Annotated in this window: 13 protein-coding genes; 12 read left to right on the top strand and 1 reads right to left on the bottom strand. The window is 55.9% G+C overall.

Translation table 11 applies throughout. From position 1 onward, the window contains the following. Positions 1–133: 133 nt before the first annotated feature. The 3 genes from senA to senB are packed head-to-tail and all read left to right on the top strand — an operon-like array spanning position 134 to position 3,235. Positions 134–1,495 carry a selenoneine synthase SenA gene (senA, locus tag FXO11_RS09840; RefSeq protein ID WP_148862819.1) on the top strand — a complete coding sequence of 454 codons (1,362 nt, stop codon included), beginning with the start codon at positions 134–136 and terminating at the stop codon, positions 1,493–1,495. After that, the gene (locus FXO11_RS09835; protein WP_148862818.1) at positions 1,492–2,250 is read left to right on the top strand and encodes a putative 4-mercaptohistidine N1-methyltransferase; all 759 of its coding nucleotides are present in this window, start codon (positions 1,492–1,494) and stop codon (positions 2,248–2,250) included. Before senA ends, FXO11_RS09835 begins: the two co-directional genes overlap by 4 nt. A gap of 19 nt (positions 2,251–2,269) precedes the next feature. Further along, a complete protein-coding gene (gene senB, locus FXO11_RS09830) occupies positions 2,270–3,235 on the top strand; it encodes a selenoneine biosynthesis selenosugar synthase SenB (RefSeq protein ID WP_148862817.1) in 966 nt (321 codons plus the stop codon). Here senB and selD read toward each other — a convergent pair. Next, positions 3,222–5,492 (bottom strand): selenide, water dikinase SelD, encoded by a 2,271-nt coding sequence (selD, locus tag FXO11_RS09825; RefSeq protein ID WP_148862816.1) that lies wholly within the window; start codon positions 5,490–5,492, stop codon positions 3,222–3,224. The two genes, senB and selD, sit on opposite strands and share 14 nt — an antisense overlap. Before the next feature lie 351 nt (positions 5,493–5,843). Here selD and FXO11_RS09820 point away from each other — a divergent pair, with 351 nt between their 5' ends. From FXO11_RS09820 to FXO11_RS09780, 9 genes are all read left to right on the top strand, one after another. Continuing rightward, positions 5,844–11,915 carry an Ig-like domain-containing protein gene (locus tag FXO11_RS09820; protein WP_168203151.1) on the top strand — a complete coding sequence of 2,024 codons (6,072 nt, stop codon included), beginning with the start codon at positions 5,844–5,846 and terminating at the stop codon, positions 11,913–11,915. Between the two features lie 7 nt (positions 11,916–11,922). Continuing rightward, entirely contained in the window at positions 11,923–13,215 is a 1,293-nt protein-coding gene (locus tag FXO11_RS09815) for a TolC family protein (protein WP_148862814.1), read from the top strand. Beyond that, positions 13,212–15,329, top strand: coding sequence for a type I secretion system permease/ATPase (locus tag FXO11_RS09810; protein ID WP_148862813.1), 2,118 nt, complete (start codon positions 13,212–13,214; stop codon positions 15,327–15,329). The genes FXO11_RS09815 and FXO11_RS09810 overlap by 4 nt, the downstream gene beginning before the upstream one ends. Before the next feature lie 5 nt (positions 15,330–15,334). Continuing rightward, on the top strand, positions 15,335–16,480 hold the full coding sequence (locus tag FXO11_RS09805) for an HlyD family efflux transporter periplasmic adaptor subunit (RefSeq protein ID WP_148862812.1): 1,146 nt from the start codon (positions 15,335–15,337) through the stop codon (positions 16,478–16,480). 137 nt (positions 16,481–16,617) lie between these two features. After that, on the top strand, positions 16,618–18,210 hold the full coding sequence (locus tag FXO11_RS09800) for a PAS domain S-box protein (protein ID WP_148862811.1): 1,593 nt from the start codon (positions 16,618–16,620) through the stop codon (positions 18,208–18,210). A gap of 50 nt (positions 18,211–18,260) precedes the next feature. Next, a protein-coding gene (locus FXO11_RS09795) for an IS3 family transposase (RefSeq protein ID WP_148861248.1) occupies positions 18,261–19,348 on the top strand; the annotation gives its coding sequence in 2 pieces (ribosomal slippage) (positions 18,261–18,522 and positions 18,522–19,348; 1,089 coding nt in all). A gap of 103 nt (positions 19,349–19,451) precedes the next feature. After that, positions 19,452–21,368: a hybrid sensor histidine kinase/response regulator gene (locus tag FXO11_RS09790; RefSeq protein WP_264766202.1), complete on the top strand. Its 1,917-nt coding sequence runs from the start codon at positions 19,452–19,454 to the stop codon at positions 21,366–21,368. A gap of 263 nt (positions 21,369–21,631) precedes the next feature. Beyond that, positions 21,632–22,012 (top strand): hypothetical protein, encoded by a 381-nt coding sequence (locus FXO11_RS09785; protein ID WP_148862809.1) that lies wholly within the window; start codon positions 21,632–21,634, stop codon positions 22,010–22,012. A gap of 60 nt (positions 22,013–22,072) precedes the next feature. After that, on the top strand, positions 22,073–22,843 hold the full coding sequence (locus tag FXO11_RS09780) for a hypothetical protein (RefSeq protein WP_148862808.1): 771 nt from the start codon (positions 22,073–22,075) through the stop codon (positions 22,841–22,843). Positions 22,844–23,084: the final 241 nt, after the last annotated feature.

The raw sequence follows: 23,084 nt of genomic DNA, 5'->3' as shown, positions 1-23,084 counted from the left end.
GACTACAGTTTTTCGTAGAAAGGTCTAATGGTCGAAAAGACTAACGCATCGGTTTGGCTGGCAGAATAGCGTACAATCGGACTCAGCTTTCCTCAGTGGAATGCAGACCCTACGCCAACCAGACGGGGGAAACATGAACGATAGAGCAGATTTGCTTCAGGCCTTGGATGAGACCCAGCGTCGTACGCTGGCATTGATTGAATCCCTGAATGCCGAGCAGTTGCAGGTTCCCTACCATCCCGGCGTTAATCCGCCACTCTGGGAAGCTGGCCATTGCGCGTTTTTTTACGAAACCTTCGTGCGCAAGCCGCTTGACGGCGAGCCGTCCTACGATCCCTCGATGGACGAGATCTGGGATTCTTTCCACCTGGATCACGAGGATCGCTGGAATCCGGAACTATTTCCCGCCAAGGCGGACACCCTGCAATACTTCGATACCATCTACCAAGCCATGCGCCAGCGTATTCAGGACGGGCCTCTAACCAACCAGGCGCACTATCTAACCAAGTACTCCATTTTCCACCAGAACATGCACGTCGAGTCCATGATCTGGTGCCGTCAGACTGAAGGCTTCCCACCGCCACCTAGCGCACGGGAAACGCTGGAAGAGACGCCAGTGGACGCGCAAGCACTTGGCGACGTGGCCATTCCTGGCGGACGTTATCGCATCGGCATGCCGGGACAGTCCACGGACTATGCCCGGCAGGACTTTGCCTTCGATAACGAAAAACCTGGCTTCGATGTTGAGGTGCCGGGGTTCAGCATCTCGCGGACCCTGGTCAGCAATAAAGAGTTTTTGGCCTTCGTCGAGGACCGCGGCTACCAGCGGCGGGAGTTCTGGAGTCAGGGCGGCCGCAAATGGCTGGATACGGAAATGGACCTCGCCTTCGGCAGTGCGGAATCGCCGCGCTATGGCAAGCCGGCGCATCCTTATTACTGGCGCCGTGGGACCAAAGGCTGGGAAGAACGCCATTTCGATAAATGGCGTCCGCTGCGTCCGGACTTCCCGGTCAAGCACGTTACTTACTGGGAAGCTGAGGCCTACTGCCGCTGGGCCAACCGGCGCCTGCCCACGGAAGTTGAATGGGAAGTCGCTGCGCTGGGCAATTGTCCGGATGTGCCTTTCCGCCGGTTCCCCTGGGGCAACGAGATGGACCCGGGCCGGGTGGATATGAACGGGACCGGCTTGGCCAGTCAGCCGGTAAACGCGCTACCTGAAGGTGAAAGCCCGTTCGGCTGCCGCCAGATGGTGGGCACGTTGTGGGAGTGGACCAGCGACCAGTTTCTGCCTTACGACGGTTTTGCGGTAGATGTGTACCCGTTTATGTCCACACTGCAATTTGGCGATCACAAGACGACGCGGGGCGGTTCCTGCGCCACCTCGTCGCTGCTGATTCGCGGCACCTATCGTCAAGCCTACCTTCCGCAACGGCACGATGTGTTTGTGGGTTTCCGTACGTGTGCCATCGATAGCCGGAGCAAACCTGATTCATGAATCCCTACGAAACCGATGAGTTGCTGGCCCAGTACTTGGACTTCCATTACGGCCCTGAGCACTTCGGGGTGCCCAATTATCCCCGCGCCTGCGCCGAACTGGCCATTGCCGCCTCGGGTAATGGCGCCAGGGAAAGGGCGCTGGATCTTGGCTGCGCGGTGGGCCGAAGCAGCTTCGAGCTGGCGCGGGGCTTTGCCGAGGTCATTGGTGTGGATTTATCCGAGCGCTTTATCGAGGCAGCCTCGAAGCTCGCAGAGCAGGGTGCCAAAGACTATCGTGTTCCGGATGAGGGGGATCTGACGGTTGATCGCCAGGTGGATCTGAATCAATTGGGCTTGGCCGATGCACGCAAGCGGGTGCGTTTCGTGCCGGGTGATGCGAGTCAGGTGGACCCGGCGCTGGGCCATTTTGACCTAGTTTTCGCGGGCAACCTGATTGACCGCCTGGAGGATCCCGCCGCCTTCCTCGCGCGGATGTCCGATCTGGTCCGTCCCGGAGGCGTGCTGGTGATTACTTCGCCGTATACGCTTCTGGCCGAGTACACGCCAAGGTCGAACTGGATCGGCGGCTTTACAGAGGAAGGCAGGTCGGTACGGGTACTTGATGGCCTTCGTCGGCATCTCGAACCGCACTTTGTTCAGCCGTTGCCGCCACGGGATCTACCTTTCGTGATTCGCGAAACCAGCCGCAAGTACCAGCATACCCTGGCGCAGGCCTCAGTTTGGCGGCGGGTTAAGGTAGACGAGGCCGTGTGAGGATGAGCGGAATGTCGCCATGCTGATCCGCCTCATCACCCCCAAGGGCACGATAAACATCGGCGGTGGGAACCATGCCACCGCCGAACGCTGGGCCGGGCTTTTGGGCTCGCTGGGTCATGAAGTGGCTATCAGCGATTATTATCAGGGCGAACCGGCCGACCTGATGATCGCTTTGCATGCCTGGAAATCCGCAGAGGCCATCCATCGTTATCGGGCGATTTTTCCGGACTCGCCGTTGATCGTGGCGTTGACCGGCACCGATATCTATCGCTATCAGCAATCGGATCCCGAAGTGACGCATCGGTCCATGCAGCTTGCCGATGGGCTCATCGGACTGCACGAACGGGTGGCCGATGACATTGATCCAGCCTTCGGCGATAAGCTTCAGGTCGTCCTACAATCGGCGCTCGCCCCTTTGTTTAAGACGGAGTCGGAGAGCGATAAGTTCGAAATCTGCCAGATTGGCCATCTGCGTGAGGAAAAGGACCCGTTCCGATTGCCTCATGCGGTTCGGGATCTACCTGACGATTCGCGTCTTCATGTGGTCCATGCCGGCAGCGCACACTCCGATGCGTGGGCGCAACAGGCTGAAGAGGAGACCGCCCGCAATCCCCGCTATCACTGGTTGGGCAACCTGGATCGGGATGCAGTCTGGACGCTGATGGCGCGCTGCGACGCCATGGTGATCAGCTCCATTTCGGAGGGCGGCGCCAACGTGGTTTCCGAGGCCTGCGTGGCGGGGTTGCCCGTGCTGGCGTCACGCATACCGGGCAACGTAGGTCTGCTGGGTGGGGATTATCCGGGATATTTCCCGGTTGGCGACACAGTGGCGTTACAACAGCTTTTAATTCGGCTGGAAAACGACGCCTCCTTTTTCCAGCAGCTGCGTAATCTCTGCCGGGCGAGGGCGCCGTTGTTCACGCCGGACGCCGAACGGGCCTCTCTGCAGCAGGCGATCGAGCGTTGCATCACACCAGGCTGATGGGTCCGACGGCGTCGCCTTCCGGCAGGACCTGGCCGATGATCGCCGTTTGTGCATAGCCCAAGTCGATCAAGGCTGCCACCGCATCTTCGGCGCGCTCGGCGGGTACGCTGGCTACTAGACCCCCGGACGTTTGCGGGTCGAACGCCAGGGGATAGCGCGGATGCCGGATCGCCTCTTCCTGATTGCTGATCGCCCGGCGCAAGCGCACGTTGGCGGGTTGTAGCGAACTGAGAATGCCGGCTGCAACAGTTTCCTCGGCGCCCGGCAGAAGCGGTAGACGATCCAGTTCGATCTGGGCATCCACCCCCGAAGGACGGGTCATTTCCACCAGATGACCAATCAGGCCGAAGCCGGTGACGTCGGTACAGGCAGTGGCGCCGTGCAGGCGTAAACACTCCGCGGCCTTCTGGTTGGACTGGGCCATGGAGGTCAGAGCCGCATCGATCCAGCGACCGTCGGTCTTGAGCTGGGCATGCGCCGCGAAAAGGGTGCCTGTCCCCAATGGCTTGGTCAGAATCAGGACATCGCCCGGACGCATACCGCCTTTCTTGAGCACCGTCTCCGGATCGATCAAGCCGTTGACGGCGAAGCCGAGTGCCAGTTCCCGGCCTTCACCGGTGTGGCCGCCCACCAGGGCGCACCCGGCTTCGTTGAGCGCGTCGACAGCGCCGGACATCATTTGAAAAACGGTTTCCTCCACCTTCGATTCAAGGCCCGGCGGCACCGTAGCGATGGCCGTCGCGGTCTGCGCCTCCGCACCCATAGCGAAGAGATCGCTGAGGCTGTGAACGGCAGCGATTCGCCCGAATAGGTACGGATCGTCGATAAAGGCACGGAAGAAATCCACGCTGTGAACCAGCGCCTTGTCGGCCGGAATGCGCATAACGGCTGCGTCGTCGGGATCGTGCAGGCCCAAGAGTACATCGTCGCGCTGGATGGTGTTCAGACGCCCGATGGCGCGACTCAGTACCGAAGCGCCCACCTTGGCCCCGCAACCGCCGCAACGCATGGCAATCGCCGAAATCGCCTGGGCGGCTTCGTCGCCTTGCAGGGCGACCTGGGGATGTTCGGTTTTCTCCGGCTCGCTGTTCATCGCCGGCAGATCGTTGAACTTACGCATGAAGCGCCGGTCGATCCAGTCTTTCCAGCGCCAGACCCAGTCACCCTCGAAACCCGTCGCACCGCGTGACGCCACGGCATGGCGATCGCCGGTGCTGATCAGTGCCAGCCAATGCCTTTGCGGGCGGAAGTTACGCAGCGGTTTGCCGGTGACCGCCCGGCGCAAATTAGCAGCCAGGGGAGGACCCTGTCGAACGGCCATGACGCCCGCTTTTTCCCGGGGGTGATTGACCATACTGGCAATATCTCCAGCGGCGAAAATCCGCTCGTCGCTGATCGTTTGTAGCGTGTCGCCAACCTTGATAAAGCCGCTTTCGTCCAGCTCCAGCCCGGTTTCGGCAAGCCAGGGCGCACCGCCTGCCCCCGTGACCCAGAGAATTTCATCCGCAGGAAATTGCTGGCCATCGGCGCAGACCAATTTATGCTTTTCAACCGAGGTGATGCGGCTCTCTTGGTGCAGCTGGACACCGCGTGCGTGCAATACCCGTTCAAACCTCCGCTGTACGTTGCTGGAATGGGTGGGCAAAAGCTGTGCGCCGGCGGTGAACAGATGGTATTCGAGCCTCGAAGCATCCAGACCCAGGGCACGCAATTCGTGCTCAAGACGGTATTGCATCGCCAGCAGCAACTCGACACCACCGGCTCCGCCACCCACAACGGCGATGCGTAACGGGCCGCGATGATGCTCGATCCGATCCAGCAGGGACAACCAGCGTGCGTTGAAACGGCTGATAGGCTTGACCGGTGTCGTCATCTCAAGGGCGCCCGGTACTTCGGTGACCTGCGGCGTGGCGCCGATGTTGATCGAGAGATAGTCGTAGGCCACCGGCGGACGAGATGTGCAGCGTACCTGCTGGGCCTCGCGATCCAGACCAATCGCTGCATCGCTGATAAAACGCGCTCCGGCAAATTCCGCCAGTCGCCGGAGGTCGATATGCATGTCGTCGTAACTGTAATGCCCTGCTACGTAACCGGGGAGCATGCCGGAGTAGGGCGCATGGGTATCAGCGCTGATCAGTGTAAGCCGCACGCCCGGTACGGGCCGCATGGCAAACCTGCGTAATACGCCAACATGACTGTGGCCGCCGCCTATGAGCACGATGTCGCGAAGAATGGGTTGGCCGTTTTGCTGCATGGAATCTTCTTGAAAGGGTTATTGAAATGTTGGCCGATCTCGACCGAGAGGAACTCGAATTTTCAGGAAACGACACAAAGCAATTTGGGACTGACTATTGTAAATCGAGTGGTTCGCAAATAGCCGCTAAGCGCCATTAGTATAGTACCGAAAATTAAAACGGTCTGTGTGGTGAAGTTGAACGTCAAGTCATCTATTGCAACTTGCTTTGCATATTGCAAAGCAAGTTGAAAATTTCACCTGATATTACAAGGTTACTTGTTGTTATTAAACGTTAACCTGAAGAATTAACAGGCTTTAATGGCCATACTAAATTGGCATGTATTATGCCCAATATGCGGAAACTCTGTTATGTCCGCAAAGGTATTTGCCATGGGTATCCGCTTCGAAAAGTCTGTATTTATTGATGACCAAATCGATAAAGGTGAGGTTCATTCGGGCCAATCGGTGTCTCTCAACGATCCAGGAATCGTCCGGCTCCATGCTCATCCTGAGCAGGTGGAAACCGCGTTGAAGAATGGTGACGACCTGATTATCACCATCGATGGCGACGAGATCATCATTGAAGACTTTTACCTCGACGAGGCAAACGAAGTTCAGTTTTTGTCTGACGATGGCGGAATGCTCTGGGAAACGTCGGTCTATCCATCCCAAAGCTCGGGATTCGTTCCCATGGATTTTATCCCTGTGGGAGCGGATGGTTCAGCCATCATCTCGCTAACGGCCGCCGCTTCCGATGGCGTCGCTTATGGTCTTTGGGCTGGCGCCGGTCTTCTGGTCGTGGGTGCCGGTGCTACGTTGGCCGGCGGGGGCGGGGGCTCCAGTTCAAGCAGCGGAGATCCAGGTAAAGATAAGGAAGAGGCCGTTGCTGGTGACGTCTTTATCAATGTTCCCGTAGAAACACCTTCCGATGAGGGGGACAATACCGATGTGCTGCCTCGTGTCGCTTCTTCGTCTGATTCCGGCATTTCCGGCGATCGCATTACTTCGGATTCCACGCCGACCATCGTAGGTTCCTCAGGCATGGTCGGCGATACTGTCGTTCTATATGGACCTGATGCCGTTAGTGTCTTAGGTCGTGGAGCTGTGGATGCCGATGGCGAATGGATGGTAACGCCTTACGAAGCGCTTCAGGATGGAATTTACGACCTTTTTATCGGCTTCGTCGATGATTCGGGCGAAGCTCGCCCTACCCATGAAACCTTCACCCTAACCATCGATTCAACCTGTCCGGAACCAGCCAGCGCAGCGCCTACGCTTGTCGCCACTTCCGACCCAGGAGCTACTAATGACGGCATGACGAACGACTCAACACCCACGTTCGTAGGAGCCGGAGCGAATCCGAACGATACGGTTACTCTTTATGCCGCCGATGGTACTGTCCTGGCAAGCGTGCCGGTAGCGGCCGATGGGACCTGGTCGGTGACATGTGATATTCCCCTGACTGATGGCCCCCATGAGCTCGCTATTAGTTTTACCGACGTTGCAGGCAACGAGAGTGCACTGTCTCCAATCCAGAGCCTGATGATAGATACTTCGGCCCCCACTAACGCCTCTCCTGGGCCCGCGCTGGACACTGACTCCGATTCTTCAACACTCGGCGACGGAATCACTCGCGAAACAACACCTGTTCTGAGAGGGGAAGGTGCTGCCAGCGGCGACACGGTAACGCTGTACGATACCGATAGCTTGTCGTCGTTGGGAACCGGCGTTGTACAGGCGGACGGAACCTGGTCGGTTTCACCGGATTCTCCTCTTGGCGACGGATCCTACAGCCTGGGCGTAACCTACACGGACCCTGCGGGTAATGAGAGTGAGCTGACAGCTACGGTATCGATTATTGTAGATACGACTCCCCCCGCTGACCCCTTAGCATCGCCAACATTGGACACTGCTTCAGATACGGGCTCCCCTGGGGATGGGATGACCAGCGACACCACGCCCACGTTCATCGGGGCCGGAGCGACGCCGAACGACACCGTCATCCTGTACGACACTGGTGGTATTACGATACTCGGGTCCGCGATCGTTTCTGCTGATGGCTCCTGGTCCGTCTCCCCGGATGCGGCACTGGCTGACGGAAGTTATGACCTGAGCGTGAGCTACACCGATGCGGCGGGTAACGAAAGCGCCTTGTCGCCGGCGACGTCGGTAAGGGTAGACACGACAGCACCAGGAACACCGGCATCGGCACCCATACTGGCGCCGGCGTCCGATTCCGGGATTGAAAACGACAACATTACGAGCGATCACGCGCCGGCGCTTACCGGATCTGGGGCAGTACCAGGCGACAGCGTTACACTCTACAACGGTGATGGAACAAGCGTCCTGGGCAGTGCGGTCGTTGAAGCGGACGGTCGTTGGTCCGTAACGCCGGAAAGCCCGCTGGCTAACGGCAGCTATGGTTTCCGTGTCAGCTACTCGGATAATGCGGGCAATGAGAGTGATCTGTCAGCGATGACAACGATCACTATCGATTCAATCGCTCCCAATGCCGCCGTTTCCGCGCCCGTTCTGGATGACTATTCGGATTCCGGCATCAAAGGCGATGCCATAACAAGTGATACGGTGCCTACGCTGACAGGCTCGGGTGGCACGCCGGGTGAGACTGTGAGGCTCTACCACGGCGATGGGGAGACCGTTATCGGGGTGGCAATGGTTCAGCCGGACAGCACCTGGTCGGTTACGCCAGATGCTCCCCTGGCCGAAGGCACTCACAACCTGACCGTGAGTTATTCGGATGCCGCAGGTAACGAGAGCACCCATTCTCCTGCAGTTTCTCTGGTTATCGATACGGTGTCTGCTACGGGCCCCGCCTCAGCGCCGAGTCTTGCGTCGACTTCGGATACCGCGGTTGAAGGAGATGGTATCACCGCCGATACGACCCCGACTTTTGTAGGCGCGGATGCGCCCATAGACCATGTTGTCACGCTATACGATGCCAATACCGGCGAAGCGCTGGGCGCAATCAGCGTCGGACCGGACGGAACTTGGTCAATCACACCTGACGCCCCCCTGGCAGACGGCCGCTATGACTTGAACGTCACCTACACGGATCAGGCCGGTAACGAGAGTTCACCGTCACCTACGACGGCTGTCGTTATCGATGTTACCGCTCCTGTAGCACCGACCTTGGCGCTGATGGAAGATACCGGAGCGGATAGCGGCGATGGGATCAGCAGTAATGGAGAAATGCAGATCAGCGGCATTGAATCCGGTGCTTCCTGGGAATACAGCGTGGACGGCGGAAGCGCCTGGACAGCAGGCACCGGTGATCATCTGATGCTTGGTAGCGGAGAATATGGTCCCGGGCAAGTACAGGTACGTCAAACTGACGCGGCGGGTAATCCGGGTCCGTCTGGCGGCAATAGCACGACCATTCGGATTGCCAATGTCTATGTCGAGCAAGAGACGGCCAGTATTGCAGAGCCTGATCTTTCAGCAGGACCTGCAACGGTTGCCGGACGGGTCGGACTCGGCGATCCCGATGGTGACCCGGTCTCAGTATCCTTAAGTGCGCCGGCGGAAACCTTCTCCGTTAAAGGCGAGACTATCAGTTGGAGTGGTGAAGGCACCGGCGTGCTCGTGGGAAGCACGTCTGTCGGCGAGGCGGTACGGATTAACGTTGATACCGATGGAAACTATACGGTTACCCTAAGCCAGGCTCTGGATCATCCGGTAGCCAACAACGCCGACCACCTGAATCTGGACATCGGCGTGAGTGCGACCGATGGGACGAACACAACGTCAGGAACACTTTCCGTATCGGTCATCGACGACATGCCAGTAGTCGAGGCCAATAACCTTTTCTTTAGCGTCGGGAGTTCACTGCCTGACACTATTGTTGGCGATGCGCTGGGCGCCGGCGGCTCCTATGGCGGGGATGATGGCTCAGTAACGCAGGTCCAACTGGGTGGTTTGAATTTTACTTACGACAACGCTTCAAACTCGGTCGCCCCGCCGAGCGGGTCGTCCCATACCGTGACTAACTATAGCTACGATGATTACGCACACGAACTGACCATAGACACCGTCTTTGGAGAAACGGTCGTCGTCGATATGCTGAATGCCGAATTCAGTTACACCGCCTCGGGCGTTTCCGGCGTGACAAACACGATCAACGAGGCGCCGGTTGTTTCCGGTGATTCAGGTTTCAATCCTGGTTTATTGGGCGGTGACGTACTGGGGCTTATCGACCTGAGCGAAGACCAGCCTGCCGGTGTTTTTGACGGGGACAATAACTTGGACTCTGTGTCGTTGTCGTATGAGGCTGTTGGCCTGACCACCGGTTTGTCATTTGCGGCATCCAGTACACTGGCTCAAGAGTTGGGCATCGACGTTATAACAACGACCAACGCCGGATTACTTGTTTCGACGGCGTCTATTTCTTTCTCCGCGAACGATGGCGGCGTACTGGATCTGCTGAAGGTCAACGAGCTGCTCGGAACGGTTACCTTCGACCCGGGCCTGGTCAGCGCTGGGCTCACATCTACCGTGACCTTGTCTGCAACCGATGTCATGGGAGCCTCTGGGTCCGAAAGCAGCAGCGGATTGCTGGACGTGAACCTACTCAACCTTAACCTGATCGATACATCGCCTGCATCGACCATCCAGGAAGGGGATAGTGCCGACAATACCTTGAGCGGCGACGGCCAAGTCAGTAAAGGCGATCGGCTCTACGGCCATGGCGGTAACGATACATTAAACGGTGGTACCGGTAACGACATCCTACGCGGGGGAACGGGTGATGACAGGCTGCAGGGTGGCGACGGCAACGACATTCTGATTGGGGGCGCAGGCGCCGATCAGCTAACGGGAGACGCCGGTTCCGACGTGTTTCGCTGGGAAGCGGACGACGAAAGTGCGCCCGGCACGCCGACGGTAGATACTGTACAGGACTTCGGCGCTGACCCGCTTTCAGCCGGAGGCGACGTCATCGACCTCGCCGATTTGCTGCAAGGCGAGGGTGCCGTAGGCACTCACCCCGGGAATCTGTCGAACTACCTTCATTTTGAATACGACGGTATTGATACGACCCTACACATCAGCAGTACGGGCAACTTTGCGGGTGGTTACGATGGGGCGTTGGCAGACCAACAGATTGTGTTCAACGAGATCGATCTGGTCAATGGATCAACCACCGATAGCGACATTATTGATGGCTTGCTCGCAAGTGGTCAGCTGATTGTCGATCAGGCCACCAGTTCCACGGTTTTCACCGGCGGCTATACCGACCTGGGGATCACGATTGCGGACGGCGACGGCGACACGCAGCACGTCGATATCCGCTTCGATCAGTCCGGCCTGGAAGCACCGGCGCCCACGAGCAACGTCGCACCGGATGTCCAGCAAGGTGACGGCGCACTCCTGGGCCTCGCTGGGGTCTCAAGCCTTAACTTAATCGATTTTTCCCGTCAGGGGCTGAATGCATCAGATCGCGATGGCAATTTGCAGGTCGTGACGATCGATTATACCCCCCTTGTTGACATTGACCTTGGTGGCCTTGGCAGTTCGCCGACACTGACCTATTCCCAGGCGATCGCCGACGAGTTGGGGCTTCAGGTTGAGGCCGTTAACGATCCCGGCTTACTGGGATTGGTGCTGCCCTCATCAAAGCTGACCGTAACCGCCGCAGACGGTGGGAATCTCGATAACGTCGAGATCAACGAATTCCTTGCTTCAGTGACCTTTGATCAGGATATCGGGCTGCTAAGCAACATTGCGCAAGTCGAAGTACTCAACGCAACGACAATCACTGCAACAGACGACCTGAATGCCAGCGCATCTTCCTCGGTGGGCGACTTGATTGGCGTTAGCTTGCTTAATGTCTCCGGCGATCTAATTGAGGCCGATAGCGGGGATAACACGGTTGCTGGAACCGTCACCGACGACCGGATCTACGGTTTCGATGGTAACGATGTGCTTTCTGGGGACGACGGCAACGATCTCATCCGGGGCGGGGCAGGGAATGACTGGTTAAGCGGCGGGGCGGGGGGAGACATTCTGATTGCCGGTGCTGGCGCGGATATTTTGTCCGGCGGGTCGGGGGACGACTACCTTGTCATTAACGATGCCAACTTCGTCTCAGTTGATGGCGGTGAAGGCTTTGACACGCTGCAGTTGGATGAAGGCATAAACCTGGATCTGTTAAACCCTGCGACCGGCAGTATCTCCAACATCGAGCGCATCAATTTGGTGAAGGGTGACGCTGGAACCACGTTGTCGCTGACCGAAGACCTGATTGAAGCCCTGACCGATACCCATGACGAAATCCAGATTATGGGTGACAACGGAGATGCACTCGTGCTCACAGGTGCTACCTTGGAAGAAAGCAGTGTCGAAATGAGCGGCGCGATCTATGACATTTACGCGTTTGGCTCAGCGACGATGATGGTCGAAACAGACGTTGAAGTGGTCATGTGAGGGAAACATGGAACGTCTCTGTCGCTTGGCGACCTTCGTGATTTCAAGGCTACTCGTACTATTTGCCGCCTTTTCGGCGACCGCGCTACAAGCCGTCTCGCTGGAAGGCGCGGTCGAGCATGGACTTGCTCGTTCTCCGGAACTGAGAACCGAGCAGGCTCGCCTGGAAGAGCGGAACATCGATATCGACATCGAGCGGGATGCTTGGTATCCGGGGCTGCAAGGCTCTGCTGAGCTATCCAGCGGTGAAAGCGCAACCCGTTACGAACTAAGGGCATCACAAACACTCTATGACTGGGGCGTAACAGGTCATCGAGTCGATCGTGCCCGTGCCCAGAGGGACACACAGTCGATCGAAATAGTCATGGCCCGGCAACGGCTCGCACTCGATATCGCCACGTATTATCTCGATTGGATGAGTTCTAACCGTCGTCTGCAGGCCGTGGAGGAGCAGATTTCACGACTGGATCGATTGGTTCAACTGACGCGTGAGCGCGTCGGCGTCGTAGCTGACCGGGTTGAGTTGACTCGTGCCGAATTAGCGCTCGCCCGCGCCGAGGAGGAGCGTGTCATCATCAGAGGGGAGCAGGAAGATGCCAAGGTACTGCTTGAACAGCGGACGGGCTTGGCTCTAAGGAATGACGGTTTGGTAGCCGCTGAGTTGCCTACGGCCTGGCTTGTTCGGGCGCCCAATCGAGCCGTGGCCCAGTGGGTGAGACATTCTCCGATGTTGAAACAGGCCAAGCTTGAGAAAGCCTCTGCGGCTGCGAATGTCGAAGTAGCGCGCTCTGAAAACCTACCTCGTTTAAGCGTGGATGCCATCGCCGAGCGGATTGAAGACCGGCGTGGTCCTCGTTCGGATAACCGAATAGCTTTGCGAATCGAGACTCCATTTTTTCAGGGGCTTAGCGCTTTCCGGCGACCCCGTGCAGCGGGTTATGGCCTAGAGGCGGCCGAACAGGAAATAGCAACGGTGCGAGAGCAACTGCTTCGTGAAGTCAAATCAGCACGCACCCTCGCCAAGATTCTGGACAACCGAAAGCCATCCCTTGCCGAACAGCTAGCCTCTGCTGAAGAGACCATCGATTTATACTTTGACCAATTCCTGATCGGACGTCGAGATGTGGTTGATCTGGTAGGCGCAGAAAACGAGCGTGTAGAGGCCGTATTTTCATCGATTGAGATCACGATTGAACAGGCTCGACTGTCCGTCCAGGTGGCTGCAGATCTGGGGATGCTCGTGCCCATGATCAGAGGTGATGTGTTCGGCATTTCACCGAGTATGGAAACAGCAAGATGACAGCGACCAGGCCCTACGCACCGACCCTTGAAGCACTGGCGCTGATGACCCGGCATCTAGGCGCCCCAGTGTCCCTCGCACGCTTTGAAAGAGCTGGCATAGCCGGCGGTGATGGTTCTGACGACATTGAAAGCCTTATGCGCCGGTGCGGCTTCAATGCACGAGTGCTTCAGTTTTCCAAGCAGGACTTTTGCCCGAGTGGCCTTCCTGTGCTTGTTCAATTCCAGAATCAACATTGGCGTTTGCTGACGGGCTGGAACGAACGAAGCTGTGTCGTAGCCCTACCGGAAACTGGTGGTGGCGAGATCACTTTATCCCATGAGGAGTTTGGCGCCGGTTTTACCGGAACCGTAGTAGCGGCAACCCCTCAGGAGCGCTCCAGGCGCTGGATCGGCGACTATAGCCAAAATCATGGTACTCACTGGTTTTGGGGACAACTTCGTTCCTGTTGGTCGATTTTTGCTGAAGTCGGCGTAGCAGCGTTAGTCGCCAATGCGCTGGCTATCGCTATCGCGCTGTTTGCGATGCAGGTGTATGACCGAGTCATACCTACGGCTGCCTTCGACACGCTTTGGGTACTGGCCACTGGTGTGGTTGTGGCGATCGTCCTGGAAGCGACCATAAGGGTCGTTCGCATGAACCTTTTGGAGCATGCGGGGAAGCGGCTTGACCGACAACTTGGTAGAACACTCTTTGCTCAGTCCGTTAACCTTCGCCTATCTCATCGCCCGGCGGCGGCAGGCATCATGGCGACTCAAATCCGGGAGTTTGAGTCGATTCGAGAGTTTTTCACGACCACTTCAGCTGCGATAGTGAGTGACCTGCCATTTGTAGTCCTGTTTCTTCTGGTTATTGCAGTACTGGGTGGAAGTATCGTTTGGGTGCCGGCTGCCGCTGTGGTTCTCCTCATATTGCCGGGCATCTTGATACAGCCATTGCTATCACGCTTGGCGGGCGAGGGTCTGCAGGAAAGCGCGTTCAAGAATAGCTTGCTTCTGGAAGCGTTTGAGGGGTTGGAGTCCGTTAAAGCGGCAGGGGGCGAAGATCGACTGGAGCGCCTCTGGCGGGAACTCCACGACACGCTTTGCGAAACCAGCTACCGGTTGCGCCGCCTGACCCACATACTTTCCCAATGGTCGACAGTCGTGCAGCAGATGACATACGTCGGGGTCGTAATTGCTGGGGCCTATCTTATAGATGGCGGACACTTAAGCGTCGGCGGCCTGGTCGCGTGTACCATTCTCGTATCCCGAACGATTGCGCCCTTGAGTCAAGTCGGCGGCATACTGGCGCGCTGGCAACATGTTAAAGCAGGCCTGAGGAGCTTGGACAAGCTAATGGAAGCTCCAACGGAGCGACCCGTTGGTCGACAGTTCGTTGAACGCAATGCTATCGATGGGAATATCCGGCTGGAGGACATTCAGTGGAAACCCACCCCTGAGGCCTCAGCTGGGGTAGCCGTCAGCCGCCTGGACATCGTGCAAGGCGAGCACATCGGGATTCTGGGAGCGAGCGGCGCCGGTAAATCGTCAGTTCTGCGGCTGCTGTCGGGGCTTATCTCCCCAGTGTCCGGACAGATCCTGGTCGACAGTACCAACCTCGACCACATCGATCCTGTCGATCGGTCTGAGCAGATCGCCTTTCTGCCGCAAGACGTAATGCTCTTTAATGGTCCTCTCAGGGACAATCTCGACCCGGCCAGACGCATCAAACACGACAATGAACTCCTCGGCATCGCCCAATCGATAGGTTTGGGCGATTTCATCAAGGCACTGCCGCTTGGGCTCGACACTGTCATCCAGAACAACCGATCACTCTCCGGCGGCCAGCGACAGTTGGTCGGTCTTGCCCGCATCCTTGCCCAGGACCCGGCGATAGTTCTGCTCGATGAGCCGACCTCAGCCCTCGATCAACGTACCGAGGCACGCGTTATTGCTACCCTGCAAACGTGGTCCAAGGGACGTACGCTCATCATGGCTACGCACAAACGCTCAATGCTCGATCTGGTTGAGCGCGTGCTGGTTATGCAGATGGGTAGCGTCGTCATGGATGGTCCCAAGCAACGCATTGATCCTGGCGCACAAACGCCCGCCGCTGTAGGGCCGGGAGGTTAATCGGTATGGTTTCCATATTCGATACAGCGCCACGTCGCTCACGTGCTCTTTTGTGGTTATGCCTAATCGTACTGGCCTCATTCGTCACTTGGGCGTCCTGGGCTGAGTTGGATGAGGTGACACGAGGGGAGGGGCGCATCATTCCCTCCGGCCGCCTACAGCATATTCAGAGCCTGGAGGGCGGGATAGTCGAACGCTTGTACGTTCGCGAAGGCGATCGGGTCGAACCGGGGGAATTGTTGGTCAAACTCCGGGATACCCGTTTTCGCTCATCGTTCCTTGAAACACGTGAACAGATCCGGCATTTGCAGGCTTCGATTGCGCGCCTCGACGCCGAGGTCATGGGCGCCGAAAACATTAGCTTCCCCCCAGAGACCGATCTGTCAGAGGCTTTGAAAGGCGCGGAACGGGATCTCTTCGAGGCTCGGCGAGACAAGCTGAATGAAAAAATTCATACATTGAAGAACCAGCAGCGACTGGCCGAGAAACAATTGGCGTTACTTCAGCCTCTGGTGGAAAAAAAAGCCGTAAGCGAGATGGAATATATCGGAGTACAAAAGGAAGTCGCGAGCCTCAAAGGCGACATCCTCGATCTGTCACGGGCATATTCCCAGGAATCTTATACCGAACTCGCGAAAAAGAAGGGTGAGTTGGCTCGTTTGGAACAGGTATTGTTGCAGCGCCAAGACCAGCTTCGACGGACAGAAATCGTGTCGCCGGTCAGGGGCGAAGTGAACAATATCGCAGTCACGACGCAGGGTGGCGTTATCCAGCCCGGTGAAATTATCCTCGATATCATCCCGACAGATGACCACCTCCTGGTGGAAACCCGAATCAAACCACAAGATGTTGCCTTTCTCGCCCCAGGCATGCGCGCCATCGTAAAGCTGACAGCTTATGACTACACCCTATACGGAGCGTTGGACGGTGAGGTCCTGAAAATCAGCGCGGACGCTATGGAGGAAGAGACGCCGAGAGGCAAGGAGTTATTCTACGAGGTGATTGTGGCTACTGAGGCGGAAAGTCTGCAAAGCGCCTCAGGAGCGCTACCACTGAAGCCAGGAATGGTCGCAGATGTTGAAATACTCAATGGTAAACGAAGTGTTCTAAGCTACCTACTGAACCCGGTACTTAAAGCACGGCTCAACTAGAGTGAGACATTCTTGACTATTGCCCGGGCAGGAGAGCGGATACTGGTTTAGACTGAAAGTAGCCGATGGCTGGTTATCTCTCGTAGAGGGCATTTCGTTGAGAGGCAAATGAACTAACGGCTTGAGAAGTAGTAAGCATGATCAAGGAACGATTCGATAATCCGCGACCCCGAGTCAAAGATTACGTAAGGAAACATGCATTGCGCTATTTCTTACCCTCGGCGCTCGTGCTTCTCCTTGCGGTGACCGGAGTGCTTGCGCTCGTGTTCGAGTCCCGGCTCGGTGATGAGGTATTGAGCGATCTTCGCGCACGGCTTGAGACGACCACCCGACTCAACAAGAACATCGTTGCACAACATCTCACGGAATACTCCAAGGATGTCCATTTTTTGCTGGACGCCCCGGCTGTACGAGGCCTTGCCCGCGCGTCGCAGAATGACGGTATAGACCCTGTCTATGGTACTTCCTACGAGGAATGGGCTGGATTGCTGGAAACTGTTTTTGTCTCCCTTTTACAGAACCACGGGGATATCGACCAGGCGCGGATTATCGGAGCAGGACCTCAAGGTAGGGAGCTCTTAAGGGTCGATAGGTTAAGCGGGAAAATTGATATTGTTTCCCGGGAAAGCCTCCAACGAAAAGCAAGAACGGAATATTTCGAACCCGCCATCAATCTTGAACCTCGTGAGCTTTATATTTCCAGCATTACCCTTAACCGGGAATTTGGTGAGATCGAGTTTCCCTATCGTCCAACCGTGCGCGTGGCGGGACCGATTTTTAGCGATGACGACAATCGTTTTGGCTTCTTCATTCTAAACATTAACGCCAAGCCAATTCTGGAAGAGGTACGCCAGAATGCCGATAAAGGCCAAGTGGCCATTGTTGCCGATAGCCAAGGTCACATCATCGAACACATCAACGAAGGGTACCGGTTTACCGCGGATCTCACTCCCGAGCTGACCTGGCAAACGTTATACGAAATCAAAGGAGATAAGTCCAAGACCTTTGGGGTGGCCGTCGAGAGTCAGTCTGGGGACGAAGTCTATTATTACAAAACCAAAGTCATCACTTCAGGCGACCCTATCGATGGCTATCTAACCGTCATCACGGTCGTTTCTGCCGCAACCCTGCAGGAAACGATGGTAGAAAGGCGAATAGCCACATACGGCTTCGCGTCCATCATTGTAATTATCCTGCTGATTATCCTCCTCTCATATCATCTGCGCATGAAAAGCAACTTGGCTATTGCAGAAGCCAAATCCGGATTTGCAGCCATCGTGAACGGCTCGACGGATGCCATTATTGGCATGGACCTGAAGGGCCGAATCACGAGCTGGAACGATTCGGCACAAACAATGTTCGGCTATTCGGAGCAGTATGTTGCAGGGAAATCGATTTTCGATCTGAACCTTTTTCAAGAAGAGACTTTAACAAGCAACCTGTCGGCTATCGGCGGTGGCGTCTCGCTGAAAGCGCAGGAGCTGTTGGCAACCCGGCGTGACGGCAACCAACTGGATGTCTCGCTTAACCTCTCGCCTATTCAGTCCGATGCCGGCCAAATCCTCGGGGCAGCGGCACTCATCCGGGATATCGGCGATCAGAAGGCGTCCGAGGAAAAGGTTCGGCGCGTCAACGAAAGCCTGGAACAGCAGGTGGCCGTGCGGACTCGGGAATTGGAAGTGGCTCGCCAGGAAGCGATCAAGTCGAGCGGTAATCCCCCCGAAAACTAGCGGTGCTCAAAAGTAGAATTTTCCGTAAGCTACCCGCAGGGAGATTCTGCATGAAGAAGTCACGTTTTTCCGACAGCCAAATCCTGTCGATTTTGAAGCAGGCCGAGAACGGTGTTCCGGTTCCAGAGCTTTGTCGTGAGCACGGCATGAGCAGTGCCAGCTTCTACAAATGGCGCGCTAAGTTCGGTGGTATGGATGCGTCCATGATGGCCCGATTGAAGGAGTTGGAGGACGAGAATCGTCGGCTCAAGAAAATGTACGCCGAGGAACGGCTCAAATCGGACATCCTCAAGGAAGCCATCGAAAAAAAGTGGTGAAGCCGTCTCGTCGTCGGGAGATGGCGCAGAAAGCCGTTAATGAGAAGCGCGTCAGTATTCGCCTGGCTTGTTCGATATTCAGTATCAGCGAAACCTGCTACCGCTATCAGGCCAAGCTCAGCAGCGAGAATGCCGAGATTGCGGACTGGTTGGTCCGGTTGACCCACAACCAGCGGAACTGGGGCTTTGGTCTGTGCTTCCTGCATCTGCGCAACGTGAAAGGCTTTGCCTGGAATCACAAACGGGTCTATCGAATTTATCGGGAGCTGGAGCTGAATCTGCGGATCAAGCCCAAGAAGCGTCTGGTCCGAGAGAAACCGGAGCCGTTAGCTGTACCGGAAGTCATCAACGACAGTTGGTCCATGGACTTCATGCATGACCAGCTTAGCGACGGTCGCAGTTACCGGTTGCTGAACGTCATCGATGACTTCAACCGCGAAGGGCTCGGTATTGAGGTCGACTTCTCGTTGCCGGCGGAGCGTGTTATCCGATCACTTGAGCAGATCATCGAGTGGCGCGGGAAACCGCGCTCGATTCGCTGTGACAATGGTCCCGAGTACATCAGCGGCAAACTGGTTGCATGGGCGGAGAAGCAGAACATCAAGCTGGCGTTTATCCAACCGGGAAAACCCCAGCAGAATGCCTACATCGAACGCTACAATCGAACCGTGCGTTACGACTGGCTGGCGCAGTATCTGTTTAATAGCACCGAAGCCGTTCAGGATTACGCCACGCGCTGGCTCTGGCACTACAATAACGAGCGCCCGAATATGGGACTCGGAGGGATAACCCCTCAACAGAAGTTGGCCATGACGGCCTGAGGTCTACTTTTGAACCCCGCTAAAAACGGGGGGATTACCGAGCGAACTGAAGAGTTCGTTCATTTCCACCGTAAGCCACGAAATGCGGACGCCTTTAAACGGCATGATGGGAACGATTAATCTCATCAAACGCGAACCCCTTACACCCACTCAGCAAAAATACCTCGACATTACCGAGTCCAGCACCAATACGCTGGCGTCGCTCATCAACGACATACTGGATCTGTCCAAAATCGAAGCCGGTAAGCTTGAGTTTGAGACCGTCAGCTTCGCTTTAACTGAGCTGATCGAGAGTATTGTGGGCTCACAAGCGGTGCGGGCTCAGCAAAAAGGCCTCGAGTTCGTCGTCGACACCAGCGGCATTCAACACGATGACGTCATTGGCGACCCGAACCGCCTGACGCAAATCTTCAATAATCTCCTGTCCAACGCTGTCAAGTTCACGGATTCCGGACACATCGTCGTCAAGGCAAGAACCCATGCGCCGAGCAAGGGCCTGACGATACTTTCCTGCAATGTTATGGATAGTGGTATCGGAATCAGTGAGGATTACCGCGAACGCATCTTTCAGGCGTTTTCGCAGGCCAGTAGCAGCATCGCTAGCGATTATGGCGGCACGGGACTGGGGCTATCCATCTGCCGTGAACTCTGCTCGCTTATGGGGGGACGAATCGACTTTCGGCCCAGCGGGCTTGGTGGCTCCGACTTTTACTTCAGTATTCGACTAGCCGCCGACACGAAGAGTATCGAGCGGCAGCAATTCGTGGCTTGTGCGTTAGCGGAAACCATTGCGGCGGTAATGATCGATGACGACATCGTGAGAGAAACCACCGAAAAACTGCTGGTCAGCATGGGCGCCAAACTCTGGAACGAAACCGGTGCATTGGCCGGCGGCCAACGGGTTCTGGACGAACTCACTCCCGAACGGTTGCCCCAACTTATTGTTATTGATCGGAACCATGCGCTGCTAGGCAATCTGGTTGGCCAACTGGATCGATTGGCCATCGACTCGGAACAGACGGTTCGTACCTTGGTGCTCAAAACGCTGTTTGAGTCGGAGCCAAGACAACTGGCCGCTTGCATGCAGATTGTGGACAAGCCGCTCAAACATTCAAGTCTATTTATGCAGAAGGATTCTCCTGAGGTTCCCAACTCTGTTTTCGCTGGACTGCCTTCGCAGTTAGAAAGGATGGCCCTTGAAAACGCCTCGTCGGCGAAGGGTGGACGAATAATGATCGTTGACGATAGCAGTATCAACCTTGAAGTGGCCCATGGCATATTAATGCCACTTGAGCTTGATGTTATGTTTGCCACCAACGGCCGCATAGCCTTGGAAGTATTGAAAAAAGCTGCTCATACCGATCCTGTCGAATGCATTCTAATGGACTGCCAGATGCCCGAGATGGACGGCTACGAAGCGACACGGCGTATACGTCGTGGCGAGGCAGGCGAGAGCCACCGCGATACGCCTATTATTGCGATGACTGCCAGCGCAATGTCCGGAGAACGTGAAAGATGTCTCAGCGTCGGAATGAGTGACTACATTACCAAACCGATTGACGTTGCAGCGATAACGGACAAACTTCTCAATTGGCTTGTGGTTCACCGAAAGCAGAGTCGCTCTGATAAATATCCCGGAACCTCAACAACAAAATCGAAATCGTCGACTGGGTCCTACGAACTTCCTGTCCTGGATTACAGTGACCTCTCCACACGTATGATGCATAACCAGGCGCTGATTGACCGGGTATGTCAGGTCTTTCTCCAAACGAGCGAGGCCCGAATGGAGCAACTTGCTCATGACGTACAAAAAGGCGATGACAGAGGTATCCGGCATGCGAGCCATACCCTCAAAGGTGAAGCTGCGCAAATCGGTGGTGCGCGTCTGGTGTATTGGTTACAAGCTCTGGAGAGTGAAAGTAGCGAAGCGGAAAGCCCTCGGTTAGATTCACTCTTTCGGGCAGTTAGAAATGAATACGCAGAGCTTGCTGAACAGTTGAGTAAGCTTTATCCAGGCTAGCAATAGTTCAGTGTGTGCGTATTTTTCTTTGCTTAACAAATTATTAGTTAAAAATATTTGAAAATAGCATTCAAACTGCTTTGCGTTTTGCAACATTCCGCTCAAATCCATTCCTGTCTACCAGTCGGGCATTAGCCTGGAGATCAGTAAGTCGCTATAAATAAAGTCATTTAAAAAATGTGGCACGCGTAATGAAGGACCTCGAATGTGCGACACGGGTTACGCACTTCTTGGAAAGTAGTCCACATTTTGAGGTAGATGCCATGAAAACAATTAAGCAAACCGAGATCGGAAAAAAACAAGCGGGCTTCGTTCTGACCACCGAGCTGGTGCTGTTATCCACAGTGATGGTGATCGGGTTAGTGGCAGGCATGGTTACGATGCGCGATGCACTTACCGCTGAGATGGAGGATGTTGCCGAAGCCATTGGGCATCTGGATCAGACTTATGCCTTCAACGGGATCGTCAACGGCGAGAAAACCGCAGCCGTTGAAGGTTCCGTCTATGGAGACGCTACCGACAGTCTGGCCGGGGACGATGTTGAATTCAGTTTTGTAGCAGCCACTCCGCTAGAAGGTGCGGCAACGGCAGCGAGCCTCGGCAGCAGCTCATCATCCAACGCCGGCACTATCACGGCACCGTAAGCACGACCTGAGGCGCGGCCCGGTGGGTCGCGTCGGTTTTAGAATTATTGGGGGTGGACGATGAAACGCAAGCTTAACGGGAGTACAACCGCCGCCATCAGTATGTTCCTGATCTCCGGCGTACTGGCAAGCTTTCTCGGCGCACGCCAGTTTGAGAAGCACACCACTCATGAAGTATACGGTATTAACGGTAGCTGGCCCGCAGGGACCAGCGTAGCACCCGAAATGCTAAAAAAAGTACGCGTCAACCGTGAGGTATCAGGAATAGACGACGCGAGGCTTATTGTCGGCAAAAAGCTTGATCGCTCGAAGAAGAGCGGGGAGGTCATCCGGCCCAACGAGCTCAAACGTCCTGTGCGATCGTGGTTGGCCCAGCAAGTACCCGAAGGCAAGGTTCTCTATACTATGAAACCCCACCTAGGCTCTATCCCCCATAGTCAGTTACGTAACGGCGATTCGTTCGACGTCATTGCTACGAATTCGCAAGGGGCTGTTCGGGCTGTCGCTAAAGACGTGCAGCTGATAGGAGTGCTCGCTGACGGAAAGACATCAACTCAACCGGGAGCGCGCGGATTCCTTGGATTGGCGATGTCTACCGGACACACCGGGGGCAGTGGTAAAGCGTCGCTGGTGGTAGCGGTGGCTCCTCAATATGTCTATCCATTAGCCAGTATTCACCACCAAGAGTCAGTATCTATTGTTCTGCACGGTGCCATTGCCGGAAGTTCCGGTCAACGCGCCACGATAGACCCACGTCCCACGCAACGCCATGTTGAGGTAATGACCGGCGTTCAGCGTCGTCTGATTCCAGTCGCGATTCCCACCACCTGAAGCTTGGTGAGTACCTGCTCATCGCCTTAACCCCCTACTGTTTGCGGAAGCTCTTAGGCTTCCGCCTTTTGATGTAATGACCGGAACCCAGAAAATCCTGTTTTGATTTGCAGTTTGCAACGCATCTTTCCCCTCCTAAAGCACCCCGGTTAAACAATTTTCGTATGGTACTGTTTTTTAAGTACTTATTATTTTTTTAAAGTTGGTATGCCTTCTGCAACTGCCAGAGAGGAGACGAACA

This window comes from Marinobacter fonticola (assembly GCF_008122265.1).
Lineage (GTDB): Bacteria > Pseudomonadota > Gammaproteobacteria > Pseudomonadales > Oleiphilaceae > Marinobacter_A > Marinobacter_A fonticola.
This window is presented reverse-complemented; position numbering and strand designations above follow the sequence as displayed.

Coding starts and splice junctions, on each gene's coding strand:
- senA (WP_148862819.1), top strand. CDS start 134: ATGAACGATAGAGCAGATTTGCTTCAGGCCTTGGATGAGACCCAGCGT.
- FXO11_RS09835 (WP_148862818.1), top strand. CDS start 1,492: ATGAATCCCTACGAAACCGATGAGTTGCTGGCCCAGTACTTGGACTTC.
- senB (WP_148862817.1), top strand. CDS start 2,270: ATGCTGATCCGCCTCATCACCCCCAAGGGCACGATAAACATCGGCGGT.
- selD (WP_148862816.1), bottom strand. CDS start 5,492: ATGCAGCAAAACGGCCAACCCATTCTTCGCGACATCGTGCTCATAGGC.
- FXO11_RS09820 (WP_168203151.1), top strand. CDS start 5,844: ATGTCCGCAAAGGTATTTGCCATGGGTATCCGCTTCGAAAAGTCTGTA.
- FXO11_RS09815 (WP_148862814.1), top strand. CDS start 11,923: ATGGAACGTCTCTGTCGCTTGGCGACCTTCGTGATTTCAAGGCTACTC.
- FXO11_RS09810 (WP_148862813.1), top strand. CDS start 13,212: ATGACAGCGACCAGGCCCTACGCACCGACCCTTGAAGCACTGGCGCTG.
- FXO11_RS09805 (WP_148862812.1), top strand. CDS start 15,335: ATGGTTTCCATATTCGATACAGCGCCACGTCGCTCACGTGCTCTTTTG.
- FXO11_RS09800 (WP_148862811.1), top strand. CDS start 16,618: ATGATCAAGGAACGATTCGATAATCCGCGACCCCGAGTCAAAGATTAC.
- FXO11_RS09790 (WP_264766202.1), top strand. CDS start 19,452: ATGATGGGAACGATTAATCTCATCAAACGCGAACCCCTTACACCCACT.
- FXO11_RS09785 (WP_148862809.1), top strand. CDS start 21,632: ATGAAAACAATTAAGCAAACCGAGATCGGAAAAAAACAAGCGGGCTTC.
- FXO11_RS09780 (WP_148862808.1), top strand. CDS start 22,073: ATGAAACGCAAGCTTAACGGGAGTACAACCGCCGCCATCAGTATGTTC.